The organism is Bacillus sp. GW823-FHT06B01, assembly GCF_058952315.1.
Genome location: NZ_JBXAHR010000001.1, coordinates 341,407 through 367,623, shown reverse-complemented (window position 1 = coordinate 367,623; position 26,217 = coordinate 341,407). Strand labels below are relative to the sequence as shown.

The 26,217-nt window shown below is 33.3% G+C and carries 36 protein-coding genes and 3 pseudogenes; 7 read left to right on the top strand and 32 right to left on the bottom strand.

From position 1 onward, the window contains the following. Positions 1-6 precede the first annotated feature (6 nt). From AC1Q8N_RS01930 to AC1Q8N_RS01900, 7 genes and pseudogenes are all read right to left on the bottom strand, one after another. Complete coding sequence (locus tag AC1Q8N_RS01930; RefSeq protein ID WP_088608854.1) at positions 7-516, bottom strand: 2'-5' RNA ligase family protein; 510 nt, start codon at positions 514-516, stop codon at positions 7-9. A gap of 117 nt (positions 517-633) precedes the next feature. Next, positions 634-1,113, bottom strand: a complete 480-nt coding sequence (locus AC1Q8N_RS01925) for a CcdC family protein (RefSeq protein WP_048547522.1) — start codon at positions 1,111-1,113, stop codon at positions 634-636. Between the two features lie 36 nt (positions 1,114-1,149). Beyond that, the gene (locus AC1Q8N_RS01920) at positions 1,150-1,821 is read right to left on the bottom strand and encodes a DUF4052 family protein (RefSeq protein ID WP_098152544.1); all 672 of its coding nucleotides are present in this window, start codon (positions 1,819-1,821) and stop codon (positions 1,150-1,152) included. Beyond that, positions 1,818-2,690, bottom strand: coding sequence for an ATP-binding cassette domain-containing protein (locus AC1Q8N_RS01915; RefSeq protein ID WP_048547525.1), 873 nt, complete (start codon positions 2,688-2,690; stop codon positions 1,818-1,820). Before AC1Q8N_RS01915 ends, AC1Q8N_RS01920 begins: the two co-directional genes overlap by 4 nt. Before the next feature lie 2 nt (positions 2,691-2,692). Beyond that, positions 2,693-3,067: a GntR family transcriptional regulator gene (locus AC1Q8N_RS01910; protein WP_493521038.1), complete on the bottom strand. Its 375-nt coding sequence runs from the start codon at positions 3,065-3,067 to the stop codon at positions 2,693-2,695. A gap of 125 nt (positions 3,068-3,192) precedes the next feature. Further along, entirely contained in the window at positions 3,193-3,681 is a 489-nt protein-coding gene (locus tag AC1Q8N_RS01905; protein ID WP_048547528.1) for a DinB family protein, read from the bottom strand. Positions 3,682-3,704: 23 nt separating this feature from the next. Then, positions 3,705-4,282 (bottom strand): annotated as a pseudogene (locus AC1Q8N_RS01900) (DUF4825 domain-containing protein). Between the two features lie 439 nt (positions 4,283-4,721). Here AC1Q8N_RS01900 and AC1Q8N_RS01895 point away from each other — a divergent pair. The 6 genes and pseudogenes from AC1Q8N_RS01895 (at position 4,722) to AC1Q8N_RS01870 (ending at position 5,706) form a co-directional block, all read left to right on the top strand. Continuing rightward, positions 4,722-4,862: a YrzI family small protein gene (locus tag AC1Q8N_RS01895; RefSeq protein ID WP_000156189.1), complete on the top strand. Its 141-nt coding sequence runs from the start codon at positions 4,722-4,724 to the stop codon at positions 4,860-4,862. 27 nt (positions 4,863-4,889) lie between these two features. Beyond that, positions 4,890-5,033, top strand: coding sequence for a YrzI family small protein (locus AC1Q8N_RS01890; RefSeq protein WP_000142721.1), 144 nt, complete (start codon positions 4,890-4,892; stop codon positions 5,031-5,033). A gap of 28 nt (positions 5,034-5,061) precedes the next feature. Next, positions 5,062-5,205, top strand: a complete 144-nt coding sequence (locus AC1Q8N_RS01885; RefSeq protein WP_000668975.1) for a YrzI family small protein — start codon at positions 5,062-5,064, stop codon at positions 5,203-5,205. Positions 5,206-5,231: 26 nt separating this feature from the next. After that, a pseudogene (locus tag AC1Q8N_RS01880) lies at positions 5,232-5,374 on the top strand (YrzI family small protein). 25 nt (positions 5,375-5,399) lie between these two features. Continuing rightward, on the top strand, positions 5,400-5,540 hold the full coding sequence (locus AC1Q8N_RS01875; RefSeq protein WP_000669812.1) for a YrzI family small protein: 141 nt from the start codon (positions 5,400-5,402) through the stop codon (positions 5,538-5,540). Between the two features lie 25 nt (positions 5,541-5,565). After that, entirely contained in the window at positions 5,566-5,706 is a 141-nt protein-coding gene (locus AC1Q8N_RS01870) for a YrzI family small protein (RefSeq protein ID WP_000668503.1), read from the top strand. Positions 5,707-5,947: 241 nt separating this feature from the next. On the opposite strand, the gene AC1Q8N_RS01865 is transcribed toward AC1Q8N_RS01870, so the two are convergent. Continuing rightward, positions 5,948-7,033, bottom strand: a complete 1,086-nt coding sequence (locus AC1Q8N_RS01865; protein WP_000837880.1) for an AI-2E family transporter — start codon at positions 7,031-7,033, stop codon at positions 5,948-5,950. 149 nt (positions 7,034-7,182) lie between these two features. Here AC1Q8N_RS01865 and AC1Q8N_RS01860 point away from each other — a divergent pair, with 149 nt between their 5' ends. After that, a complete protein-coding gene (locus tag AC1Q8N_RS01860; RefSeq protein WP_000189705.1) occupies positions 7,183-8,004 on the top strand; it encodes an HNH endonuclease in 822 nt (273 codons plus the stop codon). A gap of 228 nt (positions 8,005-8,232) precedes the next feature. On the opposite strand, the gene AC1Q8N_RS01855 is transcribed toward AC1Q8N_RS01860, so the two are convergent. From AC1Q8N_RS01855 to AC1Q8N_RS01740, 24 genes and pseudogenes are all read right to left on the bottom strand, one after another. Then, positions 8,233-8,325 carry a putative holin-like toxin gene (locus AC1Q8N_RS01855; protein ID WP_001289320.1) on the bottom strand — a complete coding sequence of 31 codons (93 nt, stop codon included), beginning with the start codon at positions 8,323-8,325 and terminating at the stop codon, positions 8,233-8,235. A 222-nt stretch (positions 8,326-8,547) separates the two neighbouring features. Next, positions 8,548-9,660: an FMNH2-dependent alkanesulfonate monooxygenase gene (gene ssuD / locus AC1Q8N_RS01850; RefSeq protein ID WP_048547536.1), complete on the bottom strand. Its 1,113-nt coding sequence runs from the start codon at positions 9,658-9,660 to the stop codon at positions 8,548-8,550. Positions 9,661-9,736: 76 nt separating this feature from the next. After that, positions 9,737-10,585, bottom strand: a complete 849-nt coding sequence (locus tag AC1Q8N_RS01845) for an ABC transporter permease (protein WP_048547537.1) — start codon at positions 10,583-10,585, stop codon at positions 9,737-9,739. A 16-nt stretch (positions 10,586-10,601) separates the two neighbouring features. Further along, positions 10,602-11,588 carry an aliphatic sulfonate ABC transporter substrate-binding protein gene (locus AC1Q8N_RS01840; RefSeq protein ID WP_493521037.1) on the bottom strand — a complete coding sequence of 329 codons (987 nt, stop codon included), beginning with the start codon at positions 11,586-11,588 and terminating at the stop codon, positions 10,602-10,604. A 15-nt stretch (positions 11,589-11,603) separates the two neighbouring features. Further along, positions 11,604-12,359: an ABC transporter ATP-binding protein gene (locus tag AC1Q8N_RS01835; RefSeq protein ID WP_098079277.1), complete on the bottom strand. Its 756-nt coding sequence runs from the start codon at positions 12,357-12,359 to the stop codon at positions 11,604-11,606. Between the two features lie 227 nt (positions 12,360-12,586). Then, on the bottom strand, positions 12,587-13,315 hold the full coding sequence (locus tag AC1Q8N_RS01830) for a hypothetical protein (RefSeq protein ID WP_493521036.1): 729 nt from the start codon (positions 13,313-13,315) through the stop codon (positions 12,587-12,589). Continuing rightward, positions 13,312-13,902 carry a TetR/AcrR family transcriptional regulator gene (locus AC1Q8N_RS01825; RefSeq protein WP_098132741.1) on the bottom strand — a complete coding sequence of 197 codons (591 nt, stop codon included), beginning with the start codon at positions 13,900-13,902 and terminating at the stop codon, positions 13,312-13,314. Before AC1Q8N_RS01825 ends, AC1Q8N_RS01830 begins: the two co-directional genes overlap by 4 nt. Positions 13,903-14,104: 202 nt before the next feature. Next, the gene (locus AC1Q8N_RS01820) at positions 14,105-14,614 is read right to left on the bottom strand and encodes a ribonuclease FAU-1 family protein (protein WP_098079268.1); all 510 of its coding nucleotides are present in this window, start codon (positions 14,612-14,614) and stop codon (positions 14,105-14,107) included. A gap of 103 nt (positions 14,615-14,717) precedes the next feature. Beyond that, positions 14,718-15,212, bottom strand: coding sequence for an NUDIX hydrolase (locus tag AC1Q8N_RS01815; protein WP_098079265.1), 495 nt, complete (start codon positions 15,210-15,212; stop codon positions 14,718-14,720). After that, positions 15,205-16,254 carry a hypothetical protein gene (locus AC1Q8N_RS01810; protein ID WP_493521035.1) on the bottom strand — a complete coding sequence of 350 codons (1,050 nt, stop codon included), beginning with the start codon at positions 16,252-16,254 and terminating at the stop codon, positions 15,205-15,207. Before AC1Q8N_RS01810 ends, AC1Q8N_RS01815 begins: the two co-directional genes overlap by 8 nt. Before the next feature lie 12 nt (positions 16,255-16,266). After that, positions 16,267-16,740: a tetratricopeptide repeat protein gene (locus AC1Q8N_RS01805; RefSeq protein ID WP_048547545.1), complete on the bottom strand. Its 474-nt coding sequence runs from the start codon at positions 16,738-16,740 to the stop codon at positions 16,267-16,269. 137 nt (positions 16,741-16,877) lie between these two features. Next, positions 16,878-17,567 carry a phosphopantothenoylcysteine decarboxylase domain-containing protein gene (locus AC1Q8N_RS01800; RefSeq protein WP_098047765.1) on the bottom strand — a complete coding sequence of 230 codons (690 nt, stop codon included), beginning with the start codon at positions 17,565-17,567 and terminating at the stop codon, positions 16,878-16,880. 12 nt (positions 17,568-17,579) lie between these two features. Beyond that, positions 17,580-18,380 carry a BA2930 family N-acetyltransferase gene (gene aacC, locus AC1Q8N_RS01795; protein ID WP_131706357.1) on the bottom strand — a complete coding sequence of 267 codons (801 nt, stop codon included), beginning with the start codon at positions 18,378-18,380 and terminating at the stop codon, positions 17,580-17,582. A gap of 322 nt (positions 18,381-18,702) precedes the next feature. Then, a complete protein-coding gene (locus AC1Q8N_RS01790) occupies positions 18,703-19,950 on the bottom strand; it encodes a glutathionylspermidine synthase family protein (protein WP_493521034.1) in 1,248 nt (415 codons plus the stop codon). Between the two features lie 20 nt (positions 19,951-19,970). Continuing rightward, positions 19,971-20,582, bottom strand: coding sequence for a hypothetical protein (locus AC1Q8N_RS01785; protein WP_048547551.1), 612 nt, complete (start codon positions 20,580-20,582; stop codon positions 19,971-19,973). Positions 20,583-20,694: 112 nt separating this feature from the next. Continuing rightward, positions 20,695-21,096: a GNAT family N-acetyltransferase gene (locus tag AC1Q8N_RS01780; protein ID WP_098079306.1), complete on the bottom strand. Its 402-nt coding sequence runs from the start codon at positions 21,094-21,096 to the stop codon at positions 20,695-20,697. 56 nt (positions 21,097-21,152) lie between these two features. Beyond that, complete coding sequence (locus AC1Q8N_RS01775; protein WP_048547552.1) at positions 21,153-22,091, bottom strand: DMT family transporter; 939 nt, start codon at positions 22,089-22,091, stop codon at positions 21,153-21,155. Between the two features lie 69 nt (positions 22,092-22,160). Beyond that, positions 22,161-22,682 (bottom strand): DinB family protein, encoded by a 522-nt coding sequence (locus AC1Q8N_RS01770; RefSeq protein WP_098079252.1) that lies wholly within the window; start codon positions 22,680-22,682, stop codon positions 22,161-22,163. 15 nt (positions 22,683-22,697) lie between these two features. Next, positions 22,698-23,198: a GNAT family N-acetyltransferase gene (locus AC1Q8N_RS01765; protein WP_098047767.1), complete on the bottom strand. Its 501-nt coding sequence runs from the start codon at positions 23,196-23,198 to the stop codon at positions 22,698-22,700. A 34-nt stretch (positions 23,199-23,232) separates the two neighbouring features. After that, on the bottom strand, positions 23,233-23,778 hold the full coding sequence (locus AC1Q8N_RS01760) for a GNAT family N-acetyltransferase (RefSeq protein WP_098642459.1): 546 nt from the start codon (positions 23,776-23,778) through the stop codon (positions 23,233-23,235). Positions 23,779-23,793: 15 nt separating this feature from the next. Then, a complete protein-coding gene (locus AC1Q8N_RS01755) occupies positions 23,794-24,495 on the bottom strand; it encodes a nucleotidyltransferase domain-containing protein (RefSeq protein WP_098132746.1) in 702 nt (233 codons plus the stop codon). Between the two features lie 16 nt (positions 24,496-24,511). Next, positions 24,512-25,195: a DNA alkylation repair protein gene (locus AC1Q8N_RS01750; RefSeq protein WP_048547560.1), complete on the bottom strand. Its 684-nt coding sequence runs from the start codon at positions 25,193-25,195 to the stop codon at positions 24,512-24,514. Positions 25,196-25,436: 241 nt separating this feature from the next. Next, a pseudogene (locus AC1Q8N_RS01745) lies at positions 25,437-25,622 on the bottom strand (cysteine synthase family protein); the annotation flags it as partial. Positions 25,623-25,633: 11 nt separating this feature from the next. Then, a complete protein-coding gene (locus AC1Q8N_RS01740; RefSeq protein ID WP_048547562.1) occupies positions 25,634-26,023 on the bottom strand; it encodes a VOC family protein in 390 nt (129 codons plus the stop codon). Positions 26,024-26,217 lie beyond the last annotated feature (194 nt).

Sequence of the window (26,217 nt, the reverse complement as noted above, 5' to 3'; positions counted from 1 at the left end):
CTTTTGTCAGCTTTTTTGCAACGGTACTTCAAATTCTATAATTGATTCCCCATTCTCTCCAATTCGCTCTACACTAACTCTATCAACTATACATTGTAACTTTTCAGGGAAATTATGAATATCCTTAGCTACTTCAGCAGCTAACTCAGTACGTTCTTTTCTCCCGACTGTTACATGCGGTATATACGGAATATCTTCTTTCAAAAATTGTAATAAGGCTCCTGTATATAGCAAGTCATGTAGTTCTTCTATTTGTTTTTGCCCCTTTTCAACTCGTAAAAATAAATATTCCCCTTCACCCGAAATTTGATTCGCAAATTCTATTTCTATCTCTTGTATCCCTTTTGATAATTTTAAAATATGTAATTTCAGCTCATCATTTGAAATCGAGCTTTCAAATGGGAATACAACTGTAATATGCGGTGGGATTAAGCCAAATAAAGGATCATGTTTTTTCCTAATGTTCTCTATTTCATTAATAGACATGTCGTTTAGAAAAAGTAAAATTGTACGCATTTTTATATCCCCTACTTTCTCTTTTTATATTCATCATATTGTATGGTAACTTGCACTTCAACAAATGATTTCAATTACATATAAAAAGAAAAAACTTCTCAAAAGAAAAGTTTTTTCTTATAAAGCATGATTACTATTTTCCCGCCAAACTTTCCTAAACTTTATATAACAAGCAATTCTCCAAGGGATAATATACGAGACAGCAACAACATAAAATAATAAACCAATTGTTTGTTGATCTAAGTCAACAATATATTGTCTTGAACCGTATCTCAAAACAACAAGTGCAATAAAAGTAATTAAAAAAGCTGCACTTTTTTTCGTATAAATATTCCCATCATCTCTTCGTTCATAATTTGTTAAAACTATAAGTGGTACGGCGAAAAGAACTCCAATGAATGCTGCTATTATAACTTGTAAGATAGCTGGATGCACGGGACCAAAAAACCATAAAACACCCGGTGTTAAAAATAGTAATGGCCACAAAATACGTAGCCCAGTTCCCTTTATAGGTTTATACATAGATCGATAACGACGCCAGAATATTATTAGTGCAATGCATAAAAAAACTGTAATGAGTGAAGATGTGTCTCCCATTTGCTACCCTTCTCTCTATAATAATCTAATACTATTTTAAATCGTTTTTTCGAATGATACTTTTCGAATAAATATACTACTAGTTATGATATAAAGAACAGTTAATCCAATTGAAATAACAGTAAAATATGGAATATCTACTGAGGATACATCACTCGTAAATAATAAACTGGTTACTCCCGCCTCTCCATAAAGCACACTATTTGTTGATAAGAAAAGTGTTCCACCAATCATAAGACCAATCCACTTAAATCGTTGCTTAAAAACTACTACCACTTGAAAGAAACATGCTGTTGTAACATAAAATAAAAATTGCAAAATAAATTGTTGTACCGATTGCTCCCAAAAATTAGCACTTACTACGTTATATTTTAAATCTTGTAAAAGCATAACTTGAAGAAATGAAAATAATGCAGATTGAAGTACAATGTAACAAATTGCTCCGATAAAATATTGTATTCTCGTTACACCGAATGAAACAGCTAAACGAAATAGCTCATCTTGTATGATGAAAACACTCCCTACTATAAATAACATAATTGCTATTGAAGGGTTATTTATAATTTTGGGTAAATAACCCATGTTCGCTCCATTTAAATGAGCAGCATTTAACGTCCCTTTTATTAATAAAGCTACAATCCAAAATATTATAATTGCTTTATAATGAAAATTTATATGTAACTTCAACTGCTTCATTAACATCGTCATTTCACTTCACCACCCGTTATGTGTATAAATAGTTTTTGTAATGTAATTCTATCAATTACTAAATCTTCTTTTTCAAGAGAGTAATAATCTTCATTAGAAAGTTCTTCCCATATAACCGCAATCCCCTTATTTCCATAAACTTCTCGATTTATTACTTTTTTATTGATTGAAAACTCATCTACTTTATCTTTTTTCCCTGAAATAACATGAGCTTGTTGCAATAAATCTTCTACCGATGATTGAACAACTAGTTTTCCTTCTTTTATGATGATTACATCTTCAATAACATGGGTTACTTCTTCTACTAGATGTGTTGATAATATAATTGTTCGTGGATACTCACCGTACTCTTCTAGTAGTAAACTATAAAACAACTCTCGATGTGCTGCATCCAAACCTGTAGTCGGTTCATCAAAAATTGTTATAGGTGCCCTACTTGCTAACCCTTGAATAATGCCGACGACTGTTTGCATGCCATGTGATAATTTATGATATTTCACTGTCATATTAAGCTGAAATTTATCAGCGAGTTCTTCAGCGTACTTTCCATCCCAGTTTTTATAAAACATGTTGCACATCTTAAAAATTTCTTTTACTTTAAAACTTAGATGTGCTTCTTCTTTCACTCTAACAAAACAAATATTTTGCATTGCTTTACTATTTTCAAAAACATGTTCGCCAAATATTGATATACTTCCACTACTTGAAGTAATTTGGCCTGCAAGTAAATTTAATAGTGTCGTTTTTCCTCCCCCGTTTCTACCGAGCAAACCATATATTTTATGCTCTTCCAATGAAATCGTTACTTCATTTACTGCAATTTTCTTTTTATATTTTTTCGTTACGGCTTTTGTTTCAAGTGCAATCATCCCTATTTCCCTTCCTTCGTAATTTTTTGAATCATATCCATCAATTCATTTTTGGATATTTCTAGTACTTTTGCTTCTTCCCACACTTTAGGTAAATATTCAGTCATAAAAGTATTTTGTCTTTTTTTAAGTACGACTTCTTTCGCTCCCTTTGCAACAAACATCCCAATCCCTCTCTTTTTATATAGAATCCCTTCATCCACTAATACATTTACCCCTTTAGCTGCAGTAGCTGGATTTATTTGTAACATCTTCGCAAATTGATTTGTTGATGAAACTTGTTCTTCTTCAAGTAATATGTCTTTTAAAATATCAGATTCAATCGTTTCTGCAATTTGTAAGTATATTAATTTATTTTGCTCCAGAGTAGGTTTCACAATTTCACCACCTTAGGTTCTTAGGTTCATTACTTATGTAATTAACCATATCACATCAAATTATTTATTTCCATAAATTTCTTTTACAAAAAAAGAGAGTCATTCGTTTAAGAATGGCTCTCTTTCTAAAATGTTGAAGTTTCAACTCTTGTTCTCAAATTCTTTTCATTTATTCCATTTTGACAAAAGTTAAATTGTTGTTCCGTTATGGACTTTGTACGATCTACTACTTGCCCTAAATGATAACTTGTATGCTCCACTAAATGTAATAAGCTATGAAGATCCATATGCTTTTTTTCTTCGCATGCTTGTAAATATGCTTTTCCCCATTCATCAAATACTTCTTCAACGTACTGTAGCAAAACTTCAGAACTTTGTCGTTTTACTGGAAAATACTCCTCGATTCCCTTTTCCAAAACTATATTTGGATCTTTATAACGACTAGTATTTCTCTGTATATGTTCACAAATATGTAGTACGATTCCACCAATTGAATTAATAGAGTCCCCTTGTTTCCACAAATCTTCTTCATTAATGAGCCTTATTGCATGTACTAGCTTAGGTAAATAATGATCCTGCATTCTATGATAGATAATTTTGTATACTAATTCCACCTTTTCTCCTCCTATCATTTCAACTACTGCACTGGATATTTAACAAATATAGATTTCCGAAACTCTTTATCATTTATAAGCATTGTAATTTTTTCATTATTATCGTTAAGGAACTTTATTACTTTCTTTTTATCCCATTTATCATTTTCTTTTGGAAAATCATCAAATTTTTCATACAAGATTGATAGTATATCTTCTCTTTTTATCGTGAAATTTTTATTTTCTACTTGAAACTCGTAACTTTTCGCATTTGGTACTAAAATCGCTAGATAAATAACGTTAAAGAGAAAATTCTTCTCCATTGTGTCCTTGCCATCAAACCAATACGTCTCAACCATGTCTTCTGTCAGAGTTCCATTTGCACCATAGTTTACCTTCATACTTTCATTCTCCAAACTAATACTTTGAAATGTATCACCACCGGGTAAATGATTAACAATTGCAACCACATCTGAGTTATTACAAACGTATGTCCCAGCATACTTCTTAAAATGACCAGGTTCAACATCAAATATTTCTTTTATTCTTTCTCCACTAGAACAAGCAGTAATAAATAAAAAATTGTTAGCATAACAACCACAATACGATGCATATATTTCATTTAGCATTCCCCATTTTTATCGATATTTCATTCATTACAATACTTCTTCTCAAAACCCTTTAAAATATACGCATTTTAATCAAAATTAAAAATTTTCAATTTTTATGTTTACAATTATCCATTAATTGTATATACTTACTAACGTAAGAAAAAATTCTAAAAGGAGGTCGAAGAAAATGATGAAATTACAATTACATGCTTTAACTTTAGCGTTAACTGCACCTTTGTTTTTCGGACAATTAAATATGAATTCGACCACCCTAATGGAGAATTGAAAATCGCACTTTATTTCTATTAATTCATAAATTCGCCACAGGAGGTCGTATACTTTCCTGTGGCTTTTTGACGCCCAGCCATAGGAGAACTATATCTTCCTGTGGCTTTTTTGTGCGATTTTTTAGCCTCTTGTATTATTTTTTAAAGAAAGGAGCAACATTCGATGACTATTAGCGTATTGTTTTTAAGTATTACGATTCAAAGAAATACAATTTCCAAAGATGAAATTTTTCATAATGAGCAAATTGAAAAAGCTATGAATGATGTTAAGGAGCGCCAAGCGCTTTATTGTGATCACCTGTAATTCCTTTTCGAAAGGAGGAATTCATTTATGACTTTTCATATTTTCTTTTTTACAACTGTACTTCAGAAAAACACTTTATCTGAAGATGAAATCATTCGTAAACAACAATTAAAACAACTGACTGATAAAATGACTGACATTAAAAGTTCATACTATACGCAAATGTATTAAAAATATATTTTAAAGGAGCAATACCTTCATGAAATTTAAAGCATTCTTTTTAACAATCACCATTCAAAAACGTAAGCTTTCACAGAATGAGATTTTGCGTGAGCAACACATTCAAACTATTATGGACGAAGTGAAAGAGCACCAAGCTTCTTATTACAGCCGTCTTTTCTAAATAACTTTTAAAGGAGCATTATCCTAATGAAATTTAAAGCATTCTTTTTAACGATTACCATTCAAAAGCGTAAGCTTCACAGCAAGAAATTTTGCGTGAGCAACACATTCAAACTATTATGGGCGAACTGAAAGAGCGTCAAGCCTCTTATTATAGCCGTCTTTTCTAAATAACTTTTAAAGGGGAAAAAACAAATGAAATTTAAAGTATTCTTTTTAACGATCACCATTCAAAAAACTAAGTTCTCAGACAGTGAGATATTGCATGACCATCAAATTAATAAAGCTATGGAGGATGTAAAAGAACGTCAAAGTCACTACTGTAGCCATCTATAATTCCTTTCGAAAGGAGGAATGTATCATGAAGTTTCACCTATTCTTTTTAACAATTACAATTCAGAAAAAGAACCTTTCTGAAGCTGAATTAAAACAAGAAGAACAATATAAAGAGATTATGGACGAAATTCGAGATCGTAGAAGCAAGTACTACTCTCATCTATAATCCTTTAAAAATATAAAATTTGAAAGGGGTCGATTATGATGTTGCTAGCACGCTGTAAGGAAATGATTTGGATAGTTCAGAGGGATTCCACATAGTTTTATAGAGGCTATATCATACAAGTTTATCGTTATATTTGATATGTAATAAATATATAATAAAAGTTTATGCATACACTTTTTTACATTGATTAACAAACAAAAGATACACCACTTAAAAAGCGGTGTATCTTTCTCAACTTATACTATTTTCGATTACTTCGTTTCGTCTTAAACAATCTCACTAAGTTCGATACAACTGTTTTTGTTACTGCATAAACTGGTACTGCCAAAATCATTCCGATAATTCCCGCAAAGTTACCTACCCCTAAAATTAAAATAATAATTGTTAACGGATGGATATTTAATTTTGAACTCATAATACGCGGTGAAATGATGTTACTTTCAAACTGTTGTACAATTGTTACGATAATAATTACGTACAACGCTTGCATCGGAGATACGAACAGACCTACAATAACAGCTGGTGCTGCACCGATAAATGGACCTAGGTTAGGAATGATATTTGTAAATGCTGCTATAATTCCTAAAACGAAAGCGTACGGTAAATCGATAATTAAATAACCGATAAAAGTAAAAGCACCTACAAATATACAAACGAGCGCTTGCCCTTGAATATATGCAGATAATGTTTCGTTCGTTTCCTTAATGATACGAAGTCCTTCTTCACGGTAAGACTCAGGTAATAGACTAACTGCTTTCCCTGGAAACGCATGTCCATCTTTAAACATATAAAATAAAATAAACGGTACTGTGAAGATAACTAATGCAACGTTTGTGATAATACCAAATAAAGCCGTTGCACTCGACGTAATCGTGTTTGGTATATCCTTTAAGTATTCAATCGCGTTTTTCTCAATTGTTTCAATGGAAACGTAGTTTTGTGTAGATAACCATTCAAATAATCTGTGATGGGATAAATCTTGTATGTATAGTTTTCCCTCTTTAATATAACCGGGCATATTTTTTACTAAATCCATTAACTGTTGCGAGATCGTTGGAACAACTACCCCAACTCCAACTGCAGTTAATGTTATAATAAAAAGATATAACAGTAAAATCGCTAAATTTCTAGGTACTTTTTTATTCTCCAAAAAGACTAACAATGGGTTAAATATGAAGTATAAAAATAACGCGATTAAGATTGGGAAAAACAACGTTGATATGAAGATACCAATCGGTTGAAATAGAAACGATATTTTTGTGCAAATAAATATGATCGCTACAACCATTAGCACTTCTAATGTCCAAAAGTGCACTTTCGATTTCAAAAAAACGTCCTCCTTTAAACTAGCACTTCTCTTCATTGTACCAAAATAAGCACGAATTTCACATAATATTTTCCTTTACAATATTCCAAAATACCAATAAATACACTACAATGAGATTACATACAAATTTGCAGGTAAAGGTGATAAAAATGACACAATGCATCATATGCAGAAAAGATACGAAAGAACTTAGTGAACAATATGTCATCCCCGAAATATTATGTGGATATTATTTCACAAACTCAATTTGTGATACTTGCCACGAACAAATGACAACAAATATTGATCGCCCCTTAATTCGGCATAAATTAAGTCAATTTAAGATTGAGCAAATGAAAAAACAAATTGATTCTCCGCTCTATACGAATGAACATGGTGAGGAACTTGCGGCTGCTGAGACAGATGTTGTTGAAGTAAGTGATGAAATACTTTATTCCAATGCATTAATTATGAAACTATGTAAAAAGCACGATATTTCGCTACATAATGAAATTTGGAAAGAAGAACGTGTAACGAAAGTTGCTAGCTCTATTCAACGTGAATTACTTTTAGATAACCGTAAATACAAAATGAGTGTATTAAAAACAGCTTATACTTTCGCTGTCCAAGCTGTTGATGGCTATTTTGAAGATCCAGATGCGATTGTTATTTCAAACATTCTATCAAATGCCGATTTTATGGAATTAAAAGAAAAAAGTATAGTTCGCGATTTAAGTAAAAGTTCTTTATGGAATACATTAAATACAAATAGCGAGAACCATTACTTTATTTTATTAAGTGATAAAGATGGCCTGTTCTGTTTCATTCGTCTATTTGATATATTTGACGTTGTCGTTCATTTATCAGAAAAGAGATATGAACTTTCATCTCCAATTGTCGGCGTAAATGATGTAAATAGGCAGGAATTTTATGTCCAAACTTTAAAACAGTATATGGATGGGCTATTTAAAGAAAAAAAACCTACTATTTAATCGAAACCAGAACATACGGTCTCCTTTCTTGATGAAAAGACACTGTGTTATAATAAGTATGAAAAGAACAATACAATCACATAAACCAATTATTAATTGTAAATAAATAAAAAAGACCAGTGTGCGGCTACACACTAGTCCACGTAACTTAGCAGATTGGATTGTTCATTTATCCTATTTGTTTCTTACAAACAAAACAACCCACATTCTATTGGCATAGGTGGGTTGTTATTTTTTGAGCTTGTCTATTAAAACGACGACGAACGTTAACAATGCAACGAGAAACAGTCCACCCTGCAGTAGCAACGCTATTTCACTCACGTATTATCACCCCCCTCCTATTTGGAGAAGTGATAATTGAACAACCAACCGTACCTTAAGTTACTATTTAATTTTACCATATTTTCTAATAGTTTACGACGAAAACCCGCAAGTGAAATACTTGCGAGTTTTTTATCCCGTATTAACAGGCAGTAAACAAAATGAAGCAAAACATAGGTGAAACTGCCTGTTAATGACCGATTGGTTCAACTTTATTTCTCACTATTTTTTTAATACATATGCATCAGCTATCATTTCACCAACAATTTTATTTTCTTGTTTCTTCTCGTCTTTCAATAAAGGAAATAACAGTTCTGCCACTTCATATGCCTCTTCTAAATGGGGGTATCCTGATAATACAAACGTATCAATTCCTAACGCTTCATATTCTTTTATTCTTTCTGCTACTGTATGCGGATCTCCAACAAGCGCAGTGCCAGCACCACCTCTTACAAGCCCAATTCCAGCCCATAAGTTAGGACTTATCTCTAACGACTCTCTCGTTCCTTTATTTAAATGTGTCATTCGTTTTTGTCCAACTGAATCATATCTTGCAAATGTTTTTTGAGCGAGCTCAATTGTTTCATTATCTACATATTGAATCAACCTTTCAGCCTCTTCCCATGCTTCTTCTTCTGTCTCTCTTACAATTACGTGTAGTCTAATACCAAATCGTACGTTACGCCCCTTCTCTTCCGCAAGTTTTTTTACTTCATCTATTTTCTCTTTCACTTGCTCTGGTGGTTCTCCCCAAGTTAAATATACATCACTATGTTCAGCCGCAACTTCTTTACCTGCAGCGGACGATCCGCCAAAATAAATTGGTGGATACGGTGTTTGAACCGGAGGAAATACAACTTTACTCTCCGTAACTTTAATATGTTTTCCTTCTAAAGAGATTGTTTCACCTTGTAATACTGACTTCCAAACCTTTAAAAATTCATCTGCAACTTCATATCTTTCATCATGTTCAAGATACAATCCATCACCTTGCAATTCAACAGGATCTCCTCCAGCAACTACATTAATAAGTAATCTCCCATCTGAAATTCTATCAAATGTAGATGCCATCCTCGCTGCAACTGTCGGTGACATTAACCCTGGTCTAACTGCTACTAAAAATTTTAATTTCTCTGTCTCAGCCGCAAGAGCTGATGCTAATACCCATGGATCTTCACAACCTTGACCCGTTGGAAGTAACACACCAGTAAATCCTAAATAATCAGCTGCCTGTGCAACTTGTTTATAATAACCATATTCAGCTGCTCTTCCTCGTTTTGTCGTTCCTAAATATCGACCATCTCCATAAGCTGGAATAAACCATAACAATTCCATACTATTACACACCCCTTAATTGTTTTGAAAAACCTACTAAAACACTCTATATAAATTACCCCTAATAATTTATATGCTAATTCCCTGTCTCGCCTTTAAAATTATCTCTCCATCTTAAAAACTTCACTTCCAATAAACGTACGAGTGAATCAGAAAACTTCCCAACGAACGCAAAGATAATAATACCGACAAATACAATGTCTGTATTTGAAAATTGCCTTGCATCCATAATCATATAGCCAATACCTTCTGTAGATCCCATAAGTTCTGCTACTACTAAACTCACCCAAGCAACTCCTAAAGATAATCTTGCTCCAAGTAATAGGTTCGGCAGTGCCGCTGGTAAAATTAGTTTCGTAATTAATTTTCTTTTACTAAACTCTAGCACTCTCGCAACATCAAATAATTTTGAATCTACACCTCGTATTCCTAAAAATGCGTTTACGTATAAAGGAAAAAATGCACCGTCCGCAATTAATAATACTTTCGATGTTTCTCCAAAACCGAACCATAATACGAAAAGTGGCGCAACAGCTAAATGAGGTACAGTTCTTAACATTTGTACAGATGGATCTAAATATTGCTCACTTCTCGTTGAAAATCCAACAATCGTTCCTAAAATAATTCCTAAACTCCCGCCGATAAAGAAACCAGCCGCAGCCCTGAACACACTAATACTTAAATGACCGAATAACTCTCCTGTTTTAATAAGTTCTTGAAAAGCTAGTAATATATCTACTGGCGTTGGTAAAACTGTTTTAGAAACTAAATCGAATACGCCGGCTAACTGCCAAATAATTAATACGATAATCGGTATAGTAATCGCTCTTACTAGCACTTTTACATTCGTCTTTCGCACTTTCTTTACATTGTTTTTGCCAATCGTTATACTCACCCTTTTCATAACAGCTTTCGTATTCTCCAATTTACAAAACCTCTTTTCATTTCGCCTTTAATGCTTTTTCTACGAAAGAATTATCTACAACTTTATCTGTTTTGATTTCTTTCTTTATAGAGCCGAGCTTATATTGAAAATCCGCTGTCTTTTGCTGTTCGGCTATTATTTCTTTCGTTACCGGAACTAAAATTGGTTTGTCGTGATCAAACACTTCTTTTACAATTTCTTCATCTATCTTCTTTGTAGAAGTATATATTTTTATCGCTTCATCTAAGTTTGACTCTTGCCATACACGTGCTTTTTCATAAACTTTAAGGAATTTCTCAACTAATTCTGGATGTTCCTTCGCAAATTTTGTTCTCGTAATTAAAAACTCTGGTGAAGAAACATTTAATCGTTCACCATCTGCAATAACCTTTGCCCCTTTATTTAACGTATGTAGTGAAATGAAGGGATCCCAAATGGCCCATGCATCTACCGATCCGGATTCAAATGCCGGCTGCGCTTCATCTGGTTGCAGTTGAATGACATTTACATCTTTCGCATTTATACCTTCTTTTTCTAATGCTCGATATAATAAATTAAATGCGCTACTTCCTTTTGCTACTGCAATTTTTTTACCTTTTAAATCTTTTACACTTGTAATCTTGCTATCTTTTTGTACAAGAATTCCTGTTCCTTTTCTTGCATAACTTGTATTAGCAATTTCGGTAAATTCAATACCAGCTGCTTGAGCTGAAATAACTGGGGAATTCCCAACCTCACCAAAGTCTAATCGATTTGATGCAATTGCTTCAAAATAAGGAGGACCACTTTGGAACTCTGTCCACTTCACTTTAACTCCTTCTTTTTTAAACTCTTCTTCAAACCATCCTTTTTTCTGCGCGAGTAATAGTGGACTTAATCCTTGCTGAATACCAATTTGTACTGTTACATCTTCCTTCTTACTACTTGCTGTGCTTTTTTCACATCCAAATAAAAATAAAGAAATAGCTACTGCAAAAGAAAGAACTTTGATTTTTTTATACATATACTCACTCTTTCCCTATATACTTGTTTGAATTAATCCCCCGTGTTCAAACTGCTGTAATACTTTCTTTCGAATTTCTTGGAATGACTCCGAAGTTTTACTACGCGGATAAGGTAAATTATTTTCAATTACTTTATGTATCTTTCCAGGCTTTGCACTCATGATGACAATTCGGTTCGAAAGATATATTGCTTCGTCTATATCATGTGTAACGAATATCATTGTCGTCTTTTTTTGTTGCCAAATGTTGAGCAGTACTTCTTGCAAATGACTTCGGGTAAATGCATCCAGTGCTCCAAATGGTTCATCAAGCAATAATACATTCGGATCCCTTAACAACGCTCTTGCAATCGCAACACGTTGTGACATCCCGCCTGATATTTCTTTCGGATATGATTTTTCAAAACCGTCTAATCGAACAATTTCAACCCATTCCTTTACCTTATCCTTCACATACTTATCTTTTAATGACAAATCAGCTGCAATATTTTCTTCCACTGTTAGCCATGGGAACAATCGATGCTCTTGAAATATAAATCCTTGCTTCTTACTCGGTTTTGTTATACGCTCCCCGTCAATAATGATTTCTCCCTCAAAATCGCTGTCTAAACCTGCAATAATTTTTAACAGTGTACTTTTTCCGCAACCACTCGGACCAATTACTGTAACAAAGTCCCCTTTCTCTAATTGAAAATTAATATTCTCTAATACTTGAACAGTACGAGTTTGTTTCGAAAAATATTTTGATACTCCATCAATTGAAACAGTCAATTTTCCCCCTCCTTGAAATGCTTCATCTAAATGAACAGATTCAGTATTTATGCAATAAAAAAACCAAAGGCATTTTATCAATAGATAAAATGCCTTTGGTTTCTCCAATCAGCAATACGTAATAGAATTAAGTACATATTATACAAATATTTCCGATAAGTCAACTGGGTTTTGTGAAAAAATACATATGATTTGTTTGAACATCCTTATTGTTATTTATTTAAAAATTATTTTTTATGGCTTTTAATCCACTGTAACCAATAAGAAAACTCACATGCCAAATGCATTTGATGCGATTTAATAAGGCTATTTGGACAAAGTGCTGGAAACTCTACAACTAGACTTACTTCTAAACCAGTATCTGTATCTTTGAATTGATGTCGAACTCCACCAATTGTAGTACCATCTTTCATACGTGCAACACCCATTGATTGATATTGATAAGACTTATCTCTAGGTGTCTTCAATCCCGTTTCGTCACCAAAAACAATAAAAAATTGAACTGGAAATGGAGAATTACCAGTAGTTTCGATAACCTCTAATTCATTTTCCCCAAAGGGTCTTAGTACGTAGTGATCTGGACAGGCTGATAAATTCACTTGATCATTTTCATCCGATTGTTCAAGCATAAAACTATCAATTCCATTTATCGCTTCTTCTGCTGTAATCCCATCTAAATAGATACTTGTTTTTGAAAATTTTCGTCTATCACCAGATAAAACAGTACAAATATGCATACCCATTTCACTTAATTTCAGTTTAATTTTCAACTTATCATACATTTCATTGTATGAATAATTTAACTTTAGTTCCGTTAGTTTTTTTATCATAACGTCTGTATCATTTAATTCCGGTTCTTTATGTCCTAATGTATTTAAAACTTTTTTAATACGTTCTCTTTTCCACTTTGTAAGTTGTTCATTCGAAATATTGTTTCCATCAATAATAATTTTCATATACATTCTCCTTCGATTTGATCGTATCGTAGTGTATTTAATACTAAATTAATCATTTCTTGCTTCGTGTCTAGATTCAAATTCACCTCTGAATGAGCAATACTGCTAAGACCGTATAAAATAAATCCTGATGCTAATAATGAGTTATCAGTATTAAAAATCCCAGTTTTCACCCCTTCTTCGATTACTTGTCGAATTAATGGCTGCATTCGCGTAAATAATTTCTGTTCCAGTTGAAAATGTTGTTCCGTCTGAAACGAACTTACATTTTTATAAGGTGCTAATTTTTCGATAAATGCCCAAAATATATTTAGAGAATCTTTCAGCTTTTGCATGACAGACCGTTCATTAGAAATAAGTATTTCTTCAATTAACTCCAGATTTTTCACAATAAAATCATTTAATACTTCATCAACAAAATTCTCTTTAGACTTGAAGTAATAATAAAATAAGCCCGTTGCTACACCAGCATGATTCACAACATCTTTTATGCCAAATCCTTTCATACCATTTTTCATATATAGTTCAAAACCAATATCCATTAACTCTTGCCTTCTAACATCTGGTTCTTTTGATATTCTTTTCATAGGTCATCTCCTACTATGTTTTACCTTCGACTGAATCTGATTCAATCATAAACGACTGAACTATATTCAGTCAATATTAGTTTCCACAAAAAAGAGTAATCTCAAGAAATACACATCTAACCTTAGACTTATCAAAAAAGTTAGATCATATAACTTAAGACTACTCAATTTCATTAAACACATATTTTCTTTCCAAATCGCTTTAGTTTAACCACACCATTTCTGTCTCTACAATCATTTGAGGAAGCGTCTTTTGAATTATTTCCTCTAATACATTAAGAGCTTCATTCACATAACCACCCTCAAAACCCTCTAAAGGCTCAGGTAACTCATCCTCATCTAAAATAAAATATTCTCCACTTGGAAGTACCAATATATCAATAATTAAGTCTTCAAATGACACGAATTTGTCTGTTATTTGCGTATTTTTTACAACATTAAAATAAGAGCCTACATACATTCCATTTTTATCTCTCCATATGTATAAATTGTACGGACGATTTTCCCAGTAGTATGCAATGGTGTAACTTCCTTTTGGGATTGTTAAACTCGCACCATGTGCAGTCATTGTAAATGAATACTGAACCTCATGAAATAACACGATACTTTGCAACTGCTTTTCAAGTAATAAGCAAGTGTGATCTACTACGGTTGAGTCATACCGGATTTTTCTTTCTACAATTTTACTTTTCAGTGTTAGTAATTTATTCATTCTTTATTTCCCCTTATGCTATTTCTAATCTTAATTATATCCATTTATATAGTGATAAAGAAGTGTTTGGCCTCCAAATACACAATAAAAACTCCCTCTTATTTTAGAAGGAGTTTTTCGCTGTCCATGTTTCATATTTTTTCACTTCTAATGGAAGCTCATTCGTTTTCAACCACTCCACTGCACTACATACAAGTGGAGATGAATTGTCTTCTGTAATGCTTTCTATAGAAACCCATCTCGCTCCTAAAGAATCTTGACCTTCAAATTGTTCCGGTACTACGAATTCACCTTCGCATCTTTCAACACCGTAGAAAACTGCGATATGATGTACATGTGTGTACTCCTGAAATTTTGATGAAAATTGGAAATCAATTGTACCTATTTGTTTTACTACCGTTACATTTAGCCCGGTCTCCTCTTTAATCTCTCTATGAAGTCCAGCTAATAATGCTTCCTCATCTTCTAAACTACCACCAGGTAAATCATACCGACTTCTATATGGACCTTTAATTTTATCTATTACTAATATGTGATTGTTTTCGATACAAATGCCGTACACACCAAACGCACGATGAAAATTAGTAGCATTATTCATGGTTCAATTTCTCCGCTATCACATCATAAAACTTCCGTTCCTCATCAACATCTAAGTGAACACGACTTACTGTTTTAGAAAATCCATATAACAATTGTGCTTTCACTGGCTCTTTGAGTATTATTTCAAATGTTGGAGGTTCCTTTATAAATTCCATCACCGTTGCGTCAAGAACCTCTTTCTCTTTTTTTAAAAGTTCTCCTTTATAAAACGTAATCTTATCAATTTGTGTAAACGGTATAATGATTTTCTTCCCTAATCCAATTTGAATAATTATTTTTTCTTCCGTAACAATAATTGGGTTTTTACGCATTGCTTGTATTTCAGCTAAAAAATAAAACATTGCATATACGTTTAAAATAAGTAACACCCATGCTACTACTGGATTCCATTGATGAAACAAATAATGAAAGCCGATACTTTCTATTAAGGTCGCATGGATGATCATGACATATACACCTATTGCACCAGTCTTTTTGTGATATGAGTATACGCATTCACCTTCTGGTACTTTTACGCGCCACGATAAAAATGCATAGTAGATTAACTTACACTCTGTTACAATAATATCTACTAATTTATTTCTTTTTATAGTCACATCAAACGCTGCATCAATTGCATAAGAGAATGAAGAATACTCTCTTTTATACTCTTTATATTTTTGTATTATGTTAGGTAGCATTTTAACAATTTTATATAGAAGGAATAATTCTACGCATACAAATGCGATTTCTCCCACCACTATAATATAAGAAACGTATGAAAAAGCTTGAAAATAATCACTTGGAATAATAAATCTTGCAAATATATAACCAGCTATTACGACAGGAAATATATACGTTAACGAGTATCTTTTTCGAATAATAAAGAAATACGTAATGACCGGAATTACAATCATACAATCTAACAAAGAACCAAGCACTACTTCTTTCGGAGCAGCTGGTACAATTGGAAGGGCATACAATACATAGTTTGATAATAAGATGAAAGATATTAATCCAAACCAGATACCTTTTCGCCTTCGTGATAATGCGACATTCATACGTTCACCCTCTTATTTAAAAACCTCATCTAAATGGTCTTTATAAAATGAAATAGCACGCTCAAACTCTTTTACTTCCTCAACTTTTACGACTGTTTCAAGTAATAATTTCATCGCGGATTCATGATCATTTACGTTATATTTTGCTAATGATAAAAATACTTTCATCACGTCATTATCCGGAAACTGCTGCAAACCTGTTTCTAAAACTGTAATTGCTTTGTCATACTCACCTATACAACGATATGTACTGCCAAGACCGATATATGCACCGCAAAGTGACTCCCCATCAAGACCATTTGCAATTGCCTGTTCATAATACGGCACAGCGTCTGTTTCAAGTCCCATTACATCATGTATCCAGGCACATTGAAAAAGCACTTCTGCATCCCGCGTAAAATTGGTTAACCCCATAAGTATCTCTCTAGATTGCGCATATTTCTTTTCATTTCTTAGTTTAATCGCTTGCTTTAATAAATGTTCCATAGAATCCACTCCTCACCAATTATTTTATGTATCCATCTCGAATGGTTAACATTTGTGTAAAAGTAAAATTCCCATAAATTAAAGTTTCGCTTACCTATATATACTATGCGGATTCACTCTTATCCAAATACTTAAAATTATAAAGCAGTAATGTGATTACATAGTACTTCTAACCTTTTGACAATTTCTTTCGCCGTTTCATCTTTCCCATTACATAACTTCCCTTTACCGTCCTGTCCAATTACGTAGTGCACCGCTCCGCGTGAATATAAAGAATGTGGTGAATTTGCAATCATTACATTTGCCTTAGATTCTTTCATTCTATTTTTCGCTCTTTCAAACAATTCTTCTTCATTTACATCACTTTCAAGTTTAAAGCCAACGAGTACGGTTTCTGGATCCCACTCTTTTATTTGCTTTAATACTTTTGGAGCCTTTTGAAAATGAATAATTGGCGCTATATCACTTGAAATTTTCCCTTTCATATCAAGAACATTACCATCTTGATCACAAATTTTGTCTACAACCCAATCTGATCCAGCCGCTGCCATAATGACCGCATCGACTTTTTCATGTGTAATTATACTTTTCATTTTATCTTGTAAATCAACAATTCCTTCAAACGGGTGTAATTCTAATTGATTGTTTACATCGTTCGGTTTCTCAGCGAAATAACCGTGTAAATATATAACATGTGCTCCTTTACTTATAAATTCTTCCGCGATTATTCTACCAATTGTTCCTTTTGCCATATTCGTATGACCACGCACTTGGTCCCATTTTTCTAAACAACCACCACTCGTAATTAATACCTTTTTCCCCTTCATTGTAACCATCCCTTACTGATTTTTCTTACGAAACCATTCTGTTCCAAAGTCAACGATATCTCGTTGCTTCATAAGACGGCACGTTGCATTTCCTATTTTTCCATTTGTTACAGTTCCTTTTCGCTCAAACTCTACACCGATTTCTACAAACTTATCAGAATCGTAATCCATATCAACAAACTCTTTCCATACTCTTGCACCATTCTCTATAATTGGTGCCCCTACTTTTATTAACTCACATGCACCCGTACGTACTTCAGATAAATGTACAGACGTATTGGAATCATATCCAACACCAATTAATAATATGTATCCGTCTAAATCGTATATTTTTCTTAATGGAGACTCCTCTCCTAAGCTCATTGATAGTGATTGATTCATCGTTATTTCTACTGCATGTTTTCCCCATGCAGCAAAACTTCCTAATGGATGGTTGCTACGTACTACATTCGGATATGTACGAAAACATTCAACTACTTTTCCCATTGCCCTTGTTGGTGTTATATGTGGCTCAAAAGCCGGGACGTTATCTCGAATAATTTGCCACCATTCTTCAGGTACAGGTGGTCTTGACCAATGTTTCGGATCAGATAAATCCGAAGATTGAGTTGGCATAATAATTGTTCCCTCTTCCGTAATCACTTTCATTAACGCCTCTACTACCGCAACGGCTCCGCCAGATACCCAGCCAATAGAACTGAGCGAAGAATGCACAATAACCGTCATTCCTTTTTCTAACCCTAATTCTCTTAAATCATTTGTAATTGTTTTGATTGTATTTGGCAATTGTGTACTTGCCACTATGTCATTCATTTTCACGATTGTTCCCCCATTTTTTTAAAACTAATACATACATATATTATCATATTTTTCTTAATTTTTAACTTAATCATTTCTGTCACTAGAAAAAAGGGTATATATTCACATGCATAATAATTAAGTGACAATATATCGATCTCAAATAACAAAAGCAGATAAATAAAAAAACTTTCTTCTCTTTTCTACTATTTGAACTAATTTGCTTAATTGCATACGTTTTTTCAGTATGTAGCAAAATAATAGTGATACGTTAAAACAATACAAACACTATATAAACGAAAGAGCCCATCACAACTGATAAGCTCTTCCGTTTCATTTACCCTTCAATTGTAACCCCAGTAAACATCGATAAGTTTCCCGTTATTTTCTCGCCTACACGTAAAAATAACCCTGCGGCTCTCCCGCTAATACAGTGTGAACCAATTAATAGTTTACCAGTATACGGACCATCCCATGTGTCAATTGTATAGTCAGGCATTTCTATGTATTGCTGATATATTTTCCGTTGTTCAAAGTAATACTCTGTTTTATCTTCAGCTAATAGTTCATCATTTTCGTATATAGATACCCCTCCGCCTTCACGGCCATATAAAGGTTTAGAAACATATGATTCATTTCTTTCTATAAACGGTTTATTTGTAAAATATGTTGGTAAGAAGTAGTTCTGAATGATTTCTCGATCTTCTTTCTCAAAGAAAACTCCCTCTTCGAACAGTTGCCAAATTAATGCGAGTACACTTTTATTTTGCATAAGAAAAGCAGCAGGTGGATTAATAATTTTCACTCTTCCTTGCGCTATATGATCTAAAAACTGGAGTCCAATTCTTTTCCCATTTTTATCGGTATCTGAAACTAAATATTCAATTGGATATAGTCTATATAAATAATGAATTCGTTCACCATTTGGCGTATATATACCATCATCTGCAACAACGATATCTTGTATACCTATATAATCCGTTGGTTGATCTAAACAATAGCTTCTTAAAAATTGAACTGTTTGATGATCTTCATCGTGCCAATCATAACTAGTAAAATATATCGTCTCTATAGGACTGATATTATAGTCATGTTTAATTTGTTCCCACGCCTGCACAATATGCTCTTCTATATGGTTCGGGTGGTTCACATCATGATAACGGCACAACACTTCATTTGCGACTGATGGCTCTAAATAACCTGTTGGTGTATCACAATTTACTTCTATTAACTTTATATCTTCACCATTTACGATAAAGTCAAACCTTGTAAAATATGAAAACAAACCAGTATGTTCCATTCTCGTAATTTCCCACGTTTCAGCAGGAAATCCTAGTGTTTGAAAATCTTCTGTCGTATTGACAATATATTGATACGTTTTATATAACACATACATAACTTCCTCTGTCGCTTTTGAAATAGTAGTATAAGTTTTTACTGGCATAAGATACATACCTGTTGCCATATATTGATTCCATTCTTCATTTTCTAATAGACTCGGCCATGTAAAACCATTCCGACCAGCCTCTTCCGCAAGTGAAAACCATACTTTCATATACTCTTTCTGCTCTTTTTCTGTATACATGATCCTATTATCCTTTCGTATTATGATCCGGCTGGCGCTTTTGCGTTTCCAATTCCACTTGAACCAGAATTCACTTTCGGCGTTTGAGTCGTAGATGATTTCGGCGTATTTGTATCTGGCGTCACTTTATTTGAAGAATTGGGCTGTTGTTTGTTTAAATCTACTTTATTGGAAGAATTATTGTTGTTACTGTTAGTTCCGCCGTAATACCCTCCACCACCACTGCCACCAGTTCTACTTTGGTCTTTTTCACGATATGGAATAATATTATTTGCATACGGTTTCTTCATTATATTTGGTTTTGCTGTATAATTCATATTTGAAGTTCTGCTTGCTAATAAATATCCTGCTACGAATGGAAGTATCGGTAAATGTGAATTTTCATGATACGATGAAAATGATGGATTCATTTCTTTACATAACTCATCATTTTCTACATTTTCATTAGTAGGCGTTTTATCATTACAATTTAAAGTTTCTTGTTCATTTCCTTGTTTTCCACCATCTGTTTTAACAGCAGTACTTTCTTGTTGAGCAGTATCTTCTTCATAATCGCCACATCCAGTTAATAAAAAAGATGATACCCCTATTGAAGTAGCAATTTTTATAAATTTACTTTTATCCATTCTCATGTGTTATACACCTAATTTCTTTTATCTATATTTTTCCAGATACCTTTATTATATAATATAAATCTTACTTTTTTCAAACTATACCTTAGATGTACATTTGCATATTTTTATACTATTTTTCCATGTAACAATGAAACCTTTCAATCCCCGGATATTTTTCTCCTAAACTTTTAACTTGAAAACCAATTTTTTTATAAAATTCTACTGCCTCATCATCTGTCTCAGCCTGGAGATACGTCAATTGATGCATTCTTGATACTTCCTTTATCATTTGCAACGCAATTCCTTTATGACGATATTGCGGGACGACTGCTATGTGGCATACTCTCGCTTTATTTGCTCCGATTATTTCAATACCTATACAAGCCTCTTCTTCATATCTGTACAAAGTCCCTTTATTACTCTCATAATATAAAACTGCTTTCTTTAAGCTAGTTTCACTTGGCCCGACTGCATACTGTAACACATTTAAAATTGGATTTTTCTCAATTTGTTCCACGCGTTGCAAATTCATTTCTACATCCCTTTCCATGAAAAAAGATTAGCTCTTTCTATAAAGAGCTAATCTCATTACGCCGTTATTTTTTCTTCTTTTTTCACAACGACCGCTACATAACTATGTAGTATCATTCCGACAATAACAAGACTCATTCCGATCCAAGATAAAGATAACGGAATTGGCGCAGATAGTAAGATAAGCTCTCCTACTAGCGCAAATAAAACTTCACCGGACTGTGTTGCTTCTACTGTTGCTAGTTTTTGTGGATCATCTTTTACAAGATCTGTCGCAAAGAAGAATAGTACTGTGGCGATTAAACCAGAACTAACTGCTACAATAAAACATTGGAAAACTTGGCTACTTGACGGTAATCCGCCTGTTGATACTTCATAACCAGATAGTAAAAACCAAAATGGTAAACTTGCTAATGTCATACCGAGAACTCGCTGGAATACGTCTAATTCACCTTTACAAACTTGCATCATTTTTCGATTTCCAAGAGGATACGCAAACGCTGCAATGAGTACAGGAACTACACATAAAACGGTTTCTCGAATTCCTAATGAAGAAGCATGTTCTACTTGCATGAGTACAACACCGCATAAAATAACCCCAGACATAACTAATTCCTTCATTGGAAGTTTTTTATGTAATGGATCTACTGCAAAAAATGGTGTTAACAAAATTCCTGCGACAATCGTAATTTGCCAAGTTGATGCAACAAGCCAACCAGGTCCAAAAGATCCGGCAAAACTAAGTGGTGCATAGAAAAGACCAAATCCAACGATACTCCACACTAACCATTCTTTCGGATTATTTTTCATATATTGAAAGAGTTGCTTTAAGTTCCCTCTATACATGACAATAAGTAAAAGCATCGGAACCATAAAGTAGTACCGTAATGAAGCACTCCAAATCCAGCTTCCACCTTCTAAGTCCATCGCCCGGTTTAAAACGAAGGTAAAGGCAAAGAAAAATGATGCCAATATCCCTACTGCAATAGCTTTCATTATAAAACCCCTTGTTTAGTTTCTTCTTATACTATACAACAAATTAAATATAATTAAAATTCGAAATCTTTATCTCGCATCTATTCTAGCTCTATATAGTTTTCTTAACTGACTAATATGAGCTTGATGGTACCGATTATGATCGGCTATATGCCATATTCCCCACCTTATAGTCGCAGTTTCTCCCTTCTCATAAAAAACTTCCCTAGTTAAATCATTTTCTGTTAGTTTCATACACTCCTCATAAAACATATGTTGCACCTCTTCATAATCTTGCATTAATTGTTGTAACGTCTGTTTTTTTAAACTTGGCAGTTCTCCTACTTCATTTAACATAGGTCCGTATTTATTTTCAAGCCCGAGTGGAACTGCTTCTCCTTTTAAGCGATACACCCAATGTAAATCAACAACTGCTAAATGTTGAAGTAGTTGCCCGATGCTATTTTCATTATTTTCTGATCCTTTAAAAGACAATTCCTTCTTATCAATACCTTCTACCAACTTTTGCAATCGTTTAAATGTATCCGTAACCGTCGCATACAAAATCGCTACTTGCGGGTTCATATTTTTTTCTAAATGGAGATCTTTCATACTAAACTCCCTCTATTAAAAGAACAACACCATATGTTCATCATCACTATACACACCATTCATCTTTATAGCTCTCTTTTCAATCCCATAAGTTTTAAAGCCCATTGATTCATACAATTTTTTTGCTGGTTCGTTTGTAGATACAACACCTAAGTTCAATTGTTCTAAGCTCATTTCTCTTGCTCTTTCAATTGCCTTACGTATTAACTCACGTGCAAGACCACTTCTTCGATTGCTTGCATCTACATACATCGCAACGATATGACCTTTATGTTTATACGCCTCTTTCTCTTCTGTTAGTAAAGTAACCACTCCAACTAATTGATTCTTTTCATTAAAAGCACCGAATGTACAGCTAGTAGTAGCTGTTAAATTATTTTCCACTCGCTTAATAGGATTTTCTTGACGAATCGCCTCTTCATAAGTTGTTACAAATGCCTCTGGATTTACTTGTAATGCCTGTAAACGTAACTCCCAATATTGTTTTGCATCTTCTTTCGTAAGTAATCGAATCATATTTCTCCAGCCCCTTTAAGTTAACATAATATTTTTATAAACTACTATTTATAGATTCATATTCTTCTCTTAACATACTATAACGATAACGATGAATGAACTTTCCTTGACGTAATCGATCATTTCTCATTAATCCTTCACAAACAAAATCAGCCTTTTCATAACTCTTTCTAGCTTGAAAATTATCTTCATCTACACGTAGCCAAACTTTTTCTAATTCAAATTCAAAGAATGCTAGGTGTAACATACTATATAGGGCTGCTATTCCATATCCTTTACCCCAGTATTCTTTATTACCAATTGCGATTCCCAGTTCTGCATTTTTATTTGTTTTATCAAAGTTTTTAAGATCTACCCACCCAATATGTATGCCGTTTTCTGTAGTGATAGCTCTTTGTTCATAACCATTTTTTCGATTTATACATGCTTCAATCCACTTTTTCGTATCTTCACGAGTGAACGGTGGATATTGATCCGGTACAACTAAATGATTTGTCACTTCTTTATCTAATGACCATTGATATCGTTCTTCTATATCATCTAGTGTCAGTTCTCTTAATTGAACGATTGGTACATTCATTATGCCATCCCCTTTTTATTTTCCTATAGAAAACCCTTCGAACATTCTTCCTCCATACTGTTCTAGCGTTTTTTCTACAAAAGTAATTAAGTTTCTTTTCTCACCCGTTGTATAAAAATGATCGAACGCCTCTACAAATTGATCTGCGTACTGTTCATCATATTTTCTAAGTACCCTTATAAACCATTTTGAACTTCCAAGCCATTTCCCATTTACTCTTAATATATATTCATGTAATAAATCAGCTAATAAATTTGCGATAAACAATTCTTCTTCTCTTTTTGATGCACCAATAAAATCGTCCAAAGTATCCGTAATAAAATACCGTTTTTGCTTCATCATTTCTTCAGTCCATATAGCTGGCCCTTTATTTAGTAAATCATTTGCTTCTCTTTTTAATTTCTCAACAATTTCATTTTCTCCTTTTAATACAATCCCCTCTGAAACTAATTGTGGTAACGAAGGTCTCCCTCGGTCACAATCCATTTTAAAAAAGGTTTTACACGTTTCAAAATTATGTACAAACACTTCAACAGGCCATCCATTACTATAGAAAGATTCTCTATAACAAGACGGTAAATTTTGATCAACTATAACAATGTCCAGATCAGATGTTTTTGTCGCTTCTCCTCTTACAACGCTTCCTCCCAGTAAAGCTACATCACAATTCGGAAATTGTGATGTAATTATGCGTTGTGCTGCTTCCATTGGTTTCATAACCGTTCCCCTTTTCTTATTTCACTTTCTTTTTTTTAGCTCTTTCTCTCGCCTTTTGTATATACGGTTCTGCTTCTGGTGTTTTGCATGACGTTGCCCCGTGATCAACTTGTACTTTCCCAATTTCACGTGCAATTTCAATCGCTTTTCTCTCTAAGTCTTCATTACGAATTCCTATCGCGATTAAAGCACTATTCATCGCTTCTTTTTTTCTATTTTTTTCATTATGTATATTTGCTTTAATCTCTTCTAGATACGGAGTGAAGAATTCATCATGTAACGTTTTATTTTTAATCGCTATATTTGCTAATAGAGACCATCCTGCTCTTCCAATCCATTCATCATCGGACTTTGTCCATTCTTCCATTCTTTCTATCGCGATTGGCGACGTACAAATAGCCGTCATCAAAACGTCCATTAAACAATAATAATCAACTTCCTGTACCCATTTGTTTAGCTGTTCTGTCGTAACTTTCTTTGGTTCTAAAATCATTGTTGCTAAAGTCATTGCATCCATATTTTTTGTTTTCCATAATGAAATTGCTAAATCATGATCTTTTTTTATCTTCTTTTTTAACAATTTTAAATTGGCAAAACTAACTCCGAATAGTGGCTCTTTCGCTCCGTGGTTTTTATACGTTTTACGATTTTGTCCTGTTCCATATTCCTCTAGTTGCCGCATTACTTCTTCAAGTAACATATGCCCACCTCTTTATCTTTTATGTTGACTTCATATATGCATGTACGATATATTCTACATTACTTTTTGGTTTTCCTATATTTATTTTTTAAAATACGGTATGTGAAATTTTAAAGTTGCTACAGATAACTAAAACAACCACGAAAAGCCTGTACATTTTACATATACAGGTTTTCATTTCATCAATTTCCCAAATTATAAGAAATAGAATATGAAAGAACTTTTATTTATTCGATTTTCTCTATATTTGTTGTAAGCTCTTTACATCTGACCACTCTTCTATAGACACTGCGTCTAGAAAAACTGTAACTACATTAAAATTCGTACCTTTTTCTTTTCCAATTTGTTTAGCAGCTAATAAATTCGCTGCCGCAGACGTTCCTATTTTCATACCTGTTTCATTATAAAAACGTGCCATTTCATACAAAAAGAGCTTCTTTATTCAAATGCGTTCATAAGCACAATTCTCCAACTATCTGGATCCTCTATTGTGGTCCCTTTCTCTATCCAATACGGATTTTCTGGTTCTACCTCATGATAGCCCATATTACTTAATCGATTCACTATTTTTTCAATTTCATCTTTATTAGGCATATAAAAAACTAGTAAATTATCTTTTGTCGGCGCCGGACATGGACTTCCATTAACATGCGTTGTAAACTCCAAATGATACTTGGCATCCGGTACTCCAAACATAACTCCATCATATCCTTCATGATTGTGAAATTCTCCTATACGCTTTAATCCTAACCCCGTCTCATAAAAACTTATAACTTCTTCAAATTTATCTGTTGGTCTTGCCATTCTAAATTGAACCCAATTCTTCATGCAAATCTCCTCCTTTTCATTTTCCAAAGCTTTATAGTAATTATTATAAGTTACATATATTTCCTTTCAAATCCCTCATTAGTGTGAGAACTACCTAAGTTGAAAGACCTATTAGTTTATAAATAGTAGGTCTTTAGTATTAAATTCATATAAAAGTAGTTATATAAATATTGAGATGAAATAAATAGTTCTTC

Bases quoted from the DNA above. Each gene is read 5' to 3' on its own strand.
- AC1Q8N_RS01815 (WP_098079265.1), bottom strand. From the start codon at position 15,212: ATGAATAATGCTACTAATTTTCATCGTGCGTTTGGTGTGTACGGCATT.
- AC1Q8N_RS01830 (WP_493521036.1), bottom strand. From the start codon at position 13,315: ATGAAAATTATTATTGATGGAAACAATATTTCGAATGAACAACTTACA.
- AC1Q8N_RS01820 (WP_098079268.1), bottom strand. From the start codon at position 14,614: ATGAATAAATTACTAACACTGAAAAGTAAAATTGTAGAAAGAAAAATC.
- AC1Q8N_RS01765 (WP_098047767.1), bottom strand. From the start codon at position 23,198: ATGATTCGATTACTTACGAAAGAAGATGCAAAACAATATTGGGAGTTA.
- AC1Q8N_RS01825 (WP_098132741.1), bottom strand. From the start codon at position 13,902: ATGAAAAGAATATCAAAAGAACCAGATGTTAGAAGGCAAGAGTTAATG.
- AC1Q8N_RS01755 (WP_098132746.1), bottom strand. From the start codon at position 24,495: ATGAAACCAATGGAAGCAGCACAACGCATAATTACATCACAATTTCCG.
- AC1Q8N_RS01780 (WP_098079306.1), bottom strand. From the start codon at position 21,096: ATGAATTTGCAACGCGTGGAACAAATTGAGAAAAATCCAATTTTAAAT.
- AC1Q8N_RS01885 (WP_000668975.1), top strand. From the start codon at position 5,062: ATGAAATTTAAAGCATTCTTTTTAACAATCACCATTCAAAAACGTAAG.
- AC1Q8N_RS01915 (WP_048547525.1), bottom strand. From the start codon at position 2,690: ATGATTGCACTTGAAACAAAAGCCGTAACGAAAAAATATAAAAAGAAA.
- AC1Q8N_RS01925 (WP_048547522.1), bottom strand. From the start codon at position 1,113: ATGGGAGACACATCTTCACTCATTACAGTTTTTTTATGCATTGCACTA.
- AC1Q8N_RS01805 (WP_048547545.1), bottom strand. From the start codon at position 16,740: ATGGAACATTTATTAAAGCAAGCGATTAAACTAAGAAATGAAAAGAAA.
- aacC (WP_131706357.1), bottom strand. From the start codon at position 18,380: ATGAATGACATAGTGGCAAGTACACAATTGCCAAATACAATCAAAACA.
- AC1Q8N_RS01750 (WP_048547560.1), bottom strand. From the start codon at position 25,195: ATGTTACTTGAAGAAGTAATGCGGCAACTAGAGGAATATGGAACAGGA.
- AC1Q8N_RS01860 (WP_000189705.1), top strand. From the start codon at position 7,183: ATGACACAATGCATCATATGCAGAAAAGATACGAAAGAACTTAGTGAA.
- AC1Q8N_RS01920 (WP_098152544.1), bottom strand. From the start codon at position 1,821: ATGACGATGTTAATGAAGCAGTTGAAGTTACATATAAATTTTCATTAT.
- AC1Q8N_RS01760 (WP_098642459.1), bottom strand. From the start codon at position 23,778: ATGAATGTACCAATCGTTCAATTAAGAGAACTGACACTAGATGATATA.
- AC1Q8N_RS01775 (WP_048547552.1), bottom strand. From the start codon at position 22,091: ATGAAAGCTATTGCAGTAGGGATATTGGCATCATTTTTCTTTGCCTTT.
- AC1Q8N_RS01785 (WP_048547551.1), bottom strand. From the start codon at position 20,582: ATGAGAATGGATAAAAGTAAATTTATAAAAATTGCTACTTCAATAGGG.
- AC1Q8N_RS01930 (WP_088608854.1), bottom strand. From the start codon at position 516: ATGCGTACAATTTTACTTTTTCTAAACGACATGTCTATTAATGAAATA.
- AC1Q8N_RS01810 (WP_493521035.1), bottom strand. From the start codon at position 16,254: ATGAATGTCGCATTATCACGAAGGCGAAAAGGTATCTGGTTTGGATTA.
- ssuD (WP_048547536.1), bottom strand. From the start codon at position 9,660: ATGGAATTGTTATGGTTTATTCCAGCTTATGGAGATGGTCGATATTTA.
- AC1Q8N_RS01890 (WP_000142721.1), top strand. From the start codon at position 4,890: ATGACTTTTCATATTTTCTTTTTTACAACTGTACTTCAGAAAAACACT.
- AC1Q8N_RS01870 (WP_000668503.1), top strand. From the start codon at position 5,566: ATGAAGTTTCACCTATTCTTTTTAACAATTACAATTCAGAAAAAGAAC.
- AC1Q8N_RS01895 (WP_000156189.1), top strand. From the start codon at position 4,722: ATGACTATTAGCGTATTGTTTTTAAGTATTACGATTCAAAGAAATACA.
- AC1Q8N_RS01800 (WP_098047765.1), bottom strand. From the start codon at position 17,567: ATGAAGGGGAAAAAGGTATTAATTACGAGTGGTGGTTGTTTAGAAAAA.
- AC1Q8N_RS01875 (WP_000669812.1), top strand. From the start codon at position 5,400: ATGAAATTTAAAGTATTCTTTTTAACGATCACCATTCAAAAAACTAAG.
- AC1Q8N_RS01740 (WP_048547562.1), bottom strand. From the start codon at position 26,023: ATGAAGAATTGGGTTCAATTTAGAATGGCAAGACCAACAGATAAATTT.
- AC1Q8N_RS01840 (WP_493521037.1), bottom strand. From the start codon at position 11,588: ATGTATAAAAAAATCAAAGTTCTTTCTTTTGCAGTAGCTATTTCTTTA.
- AC1Q8N_RS01770 (WP_098079252.1), bottom strand. From the start codon at position 22,682: ATGAAAGATCTCCATTTAGAAAAAAATATGAACCCGCAAGTAGCGATT.
- AC1Q8N_RS01790 (WP_493521034.1), bottom strand. From the start codon at position 19,950: ATGTATACAGAAAAAGAGCAGAAAGAGTATATGAAAGTATGGTTTTCA.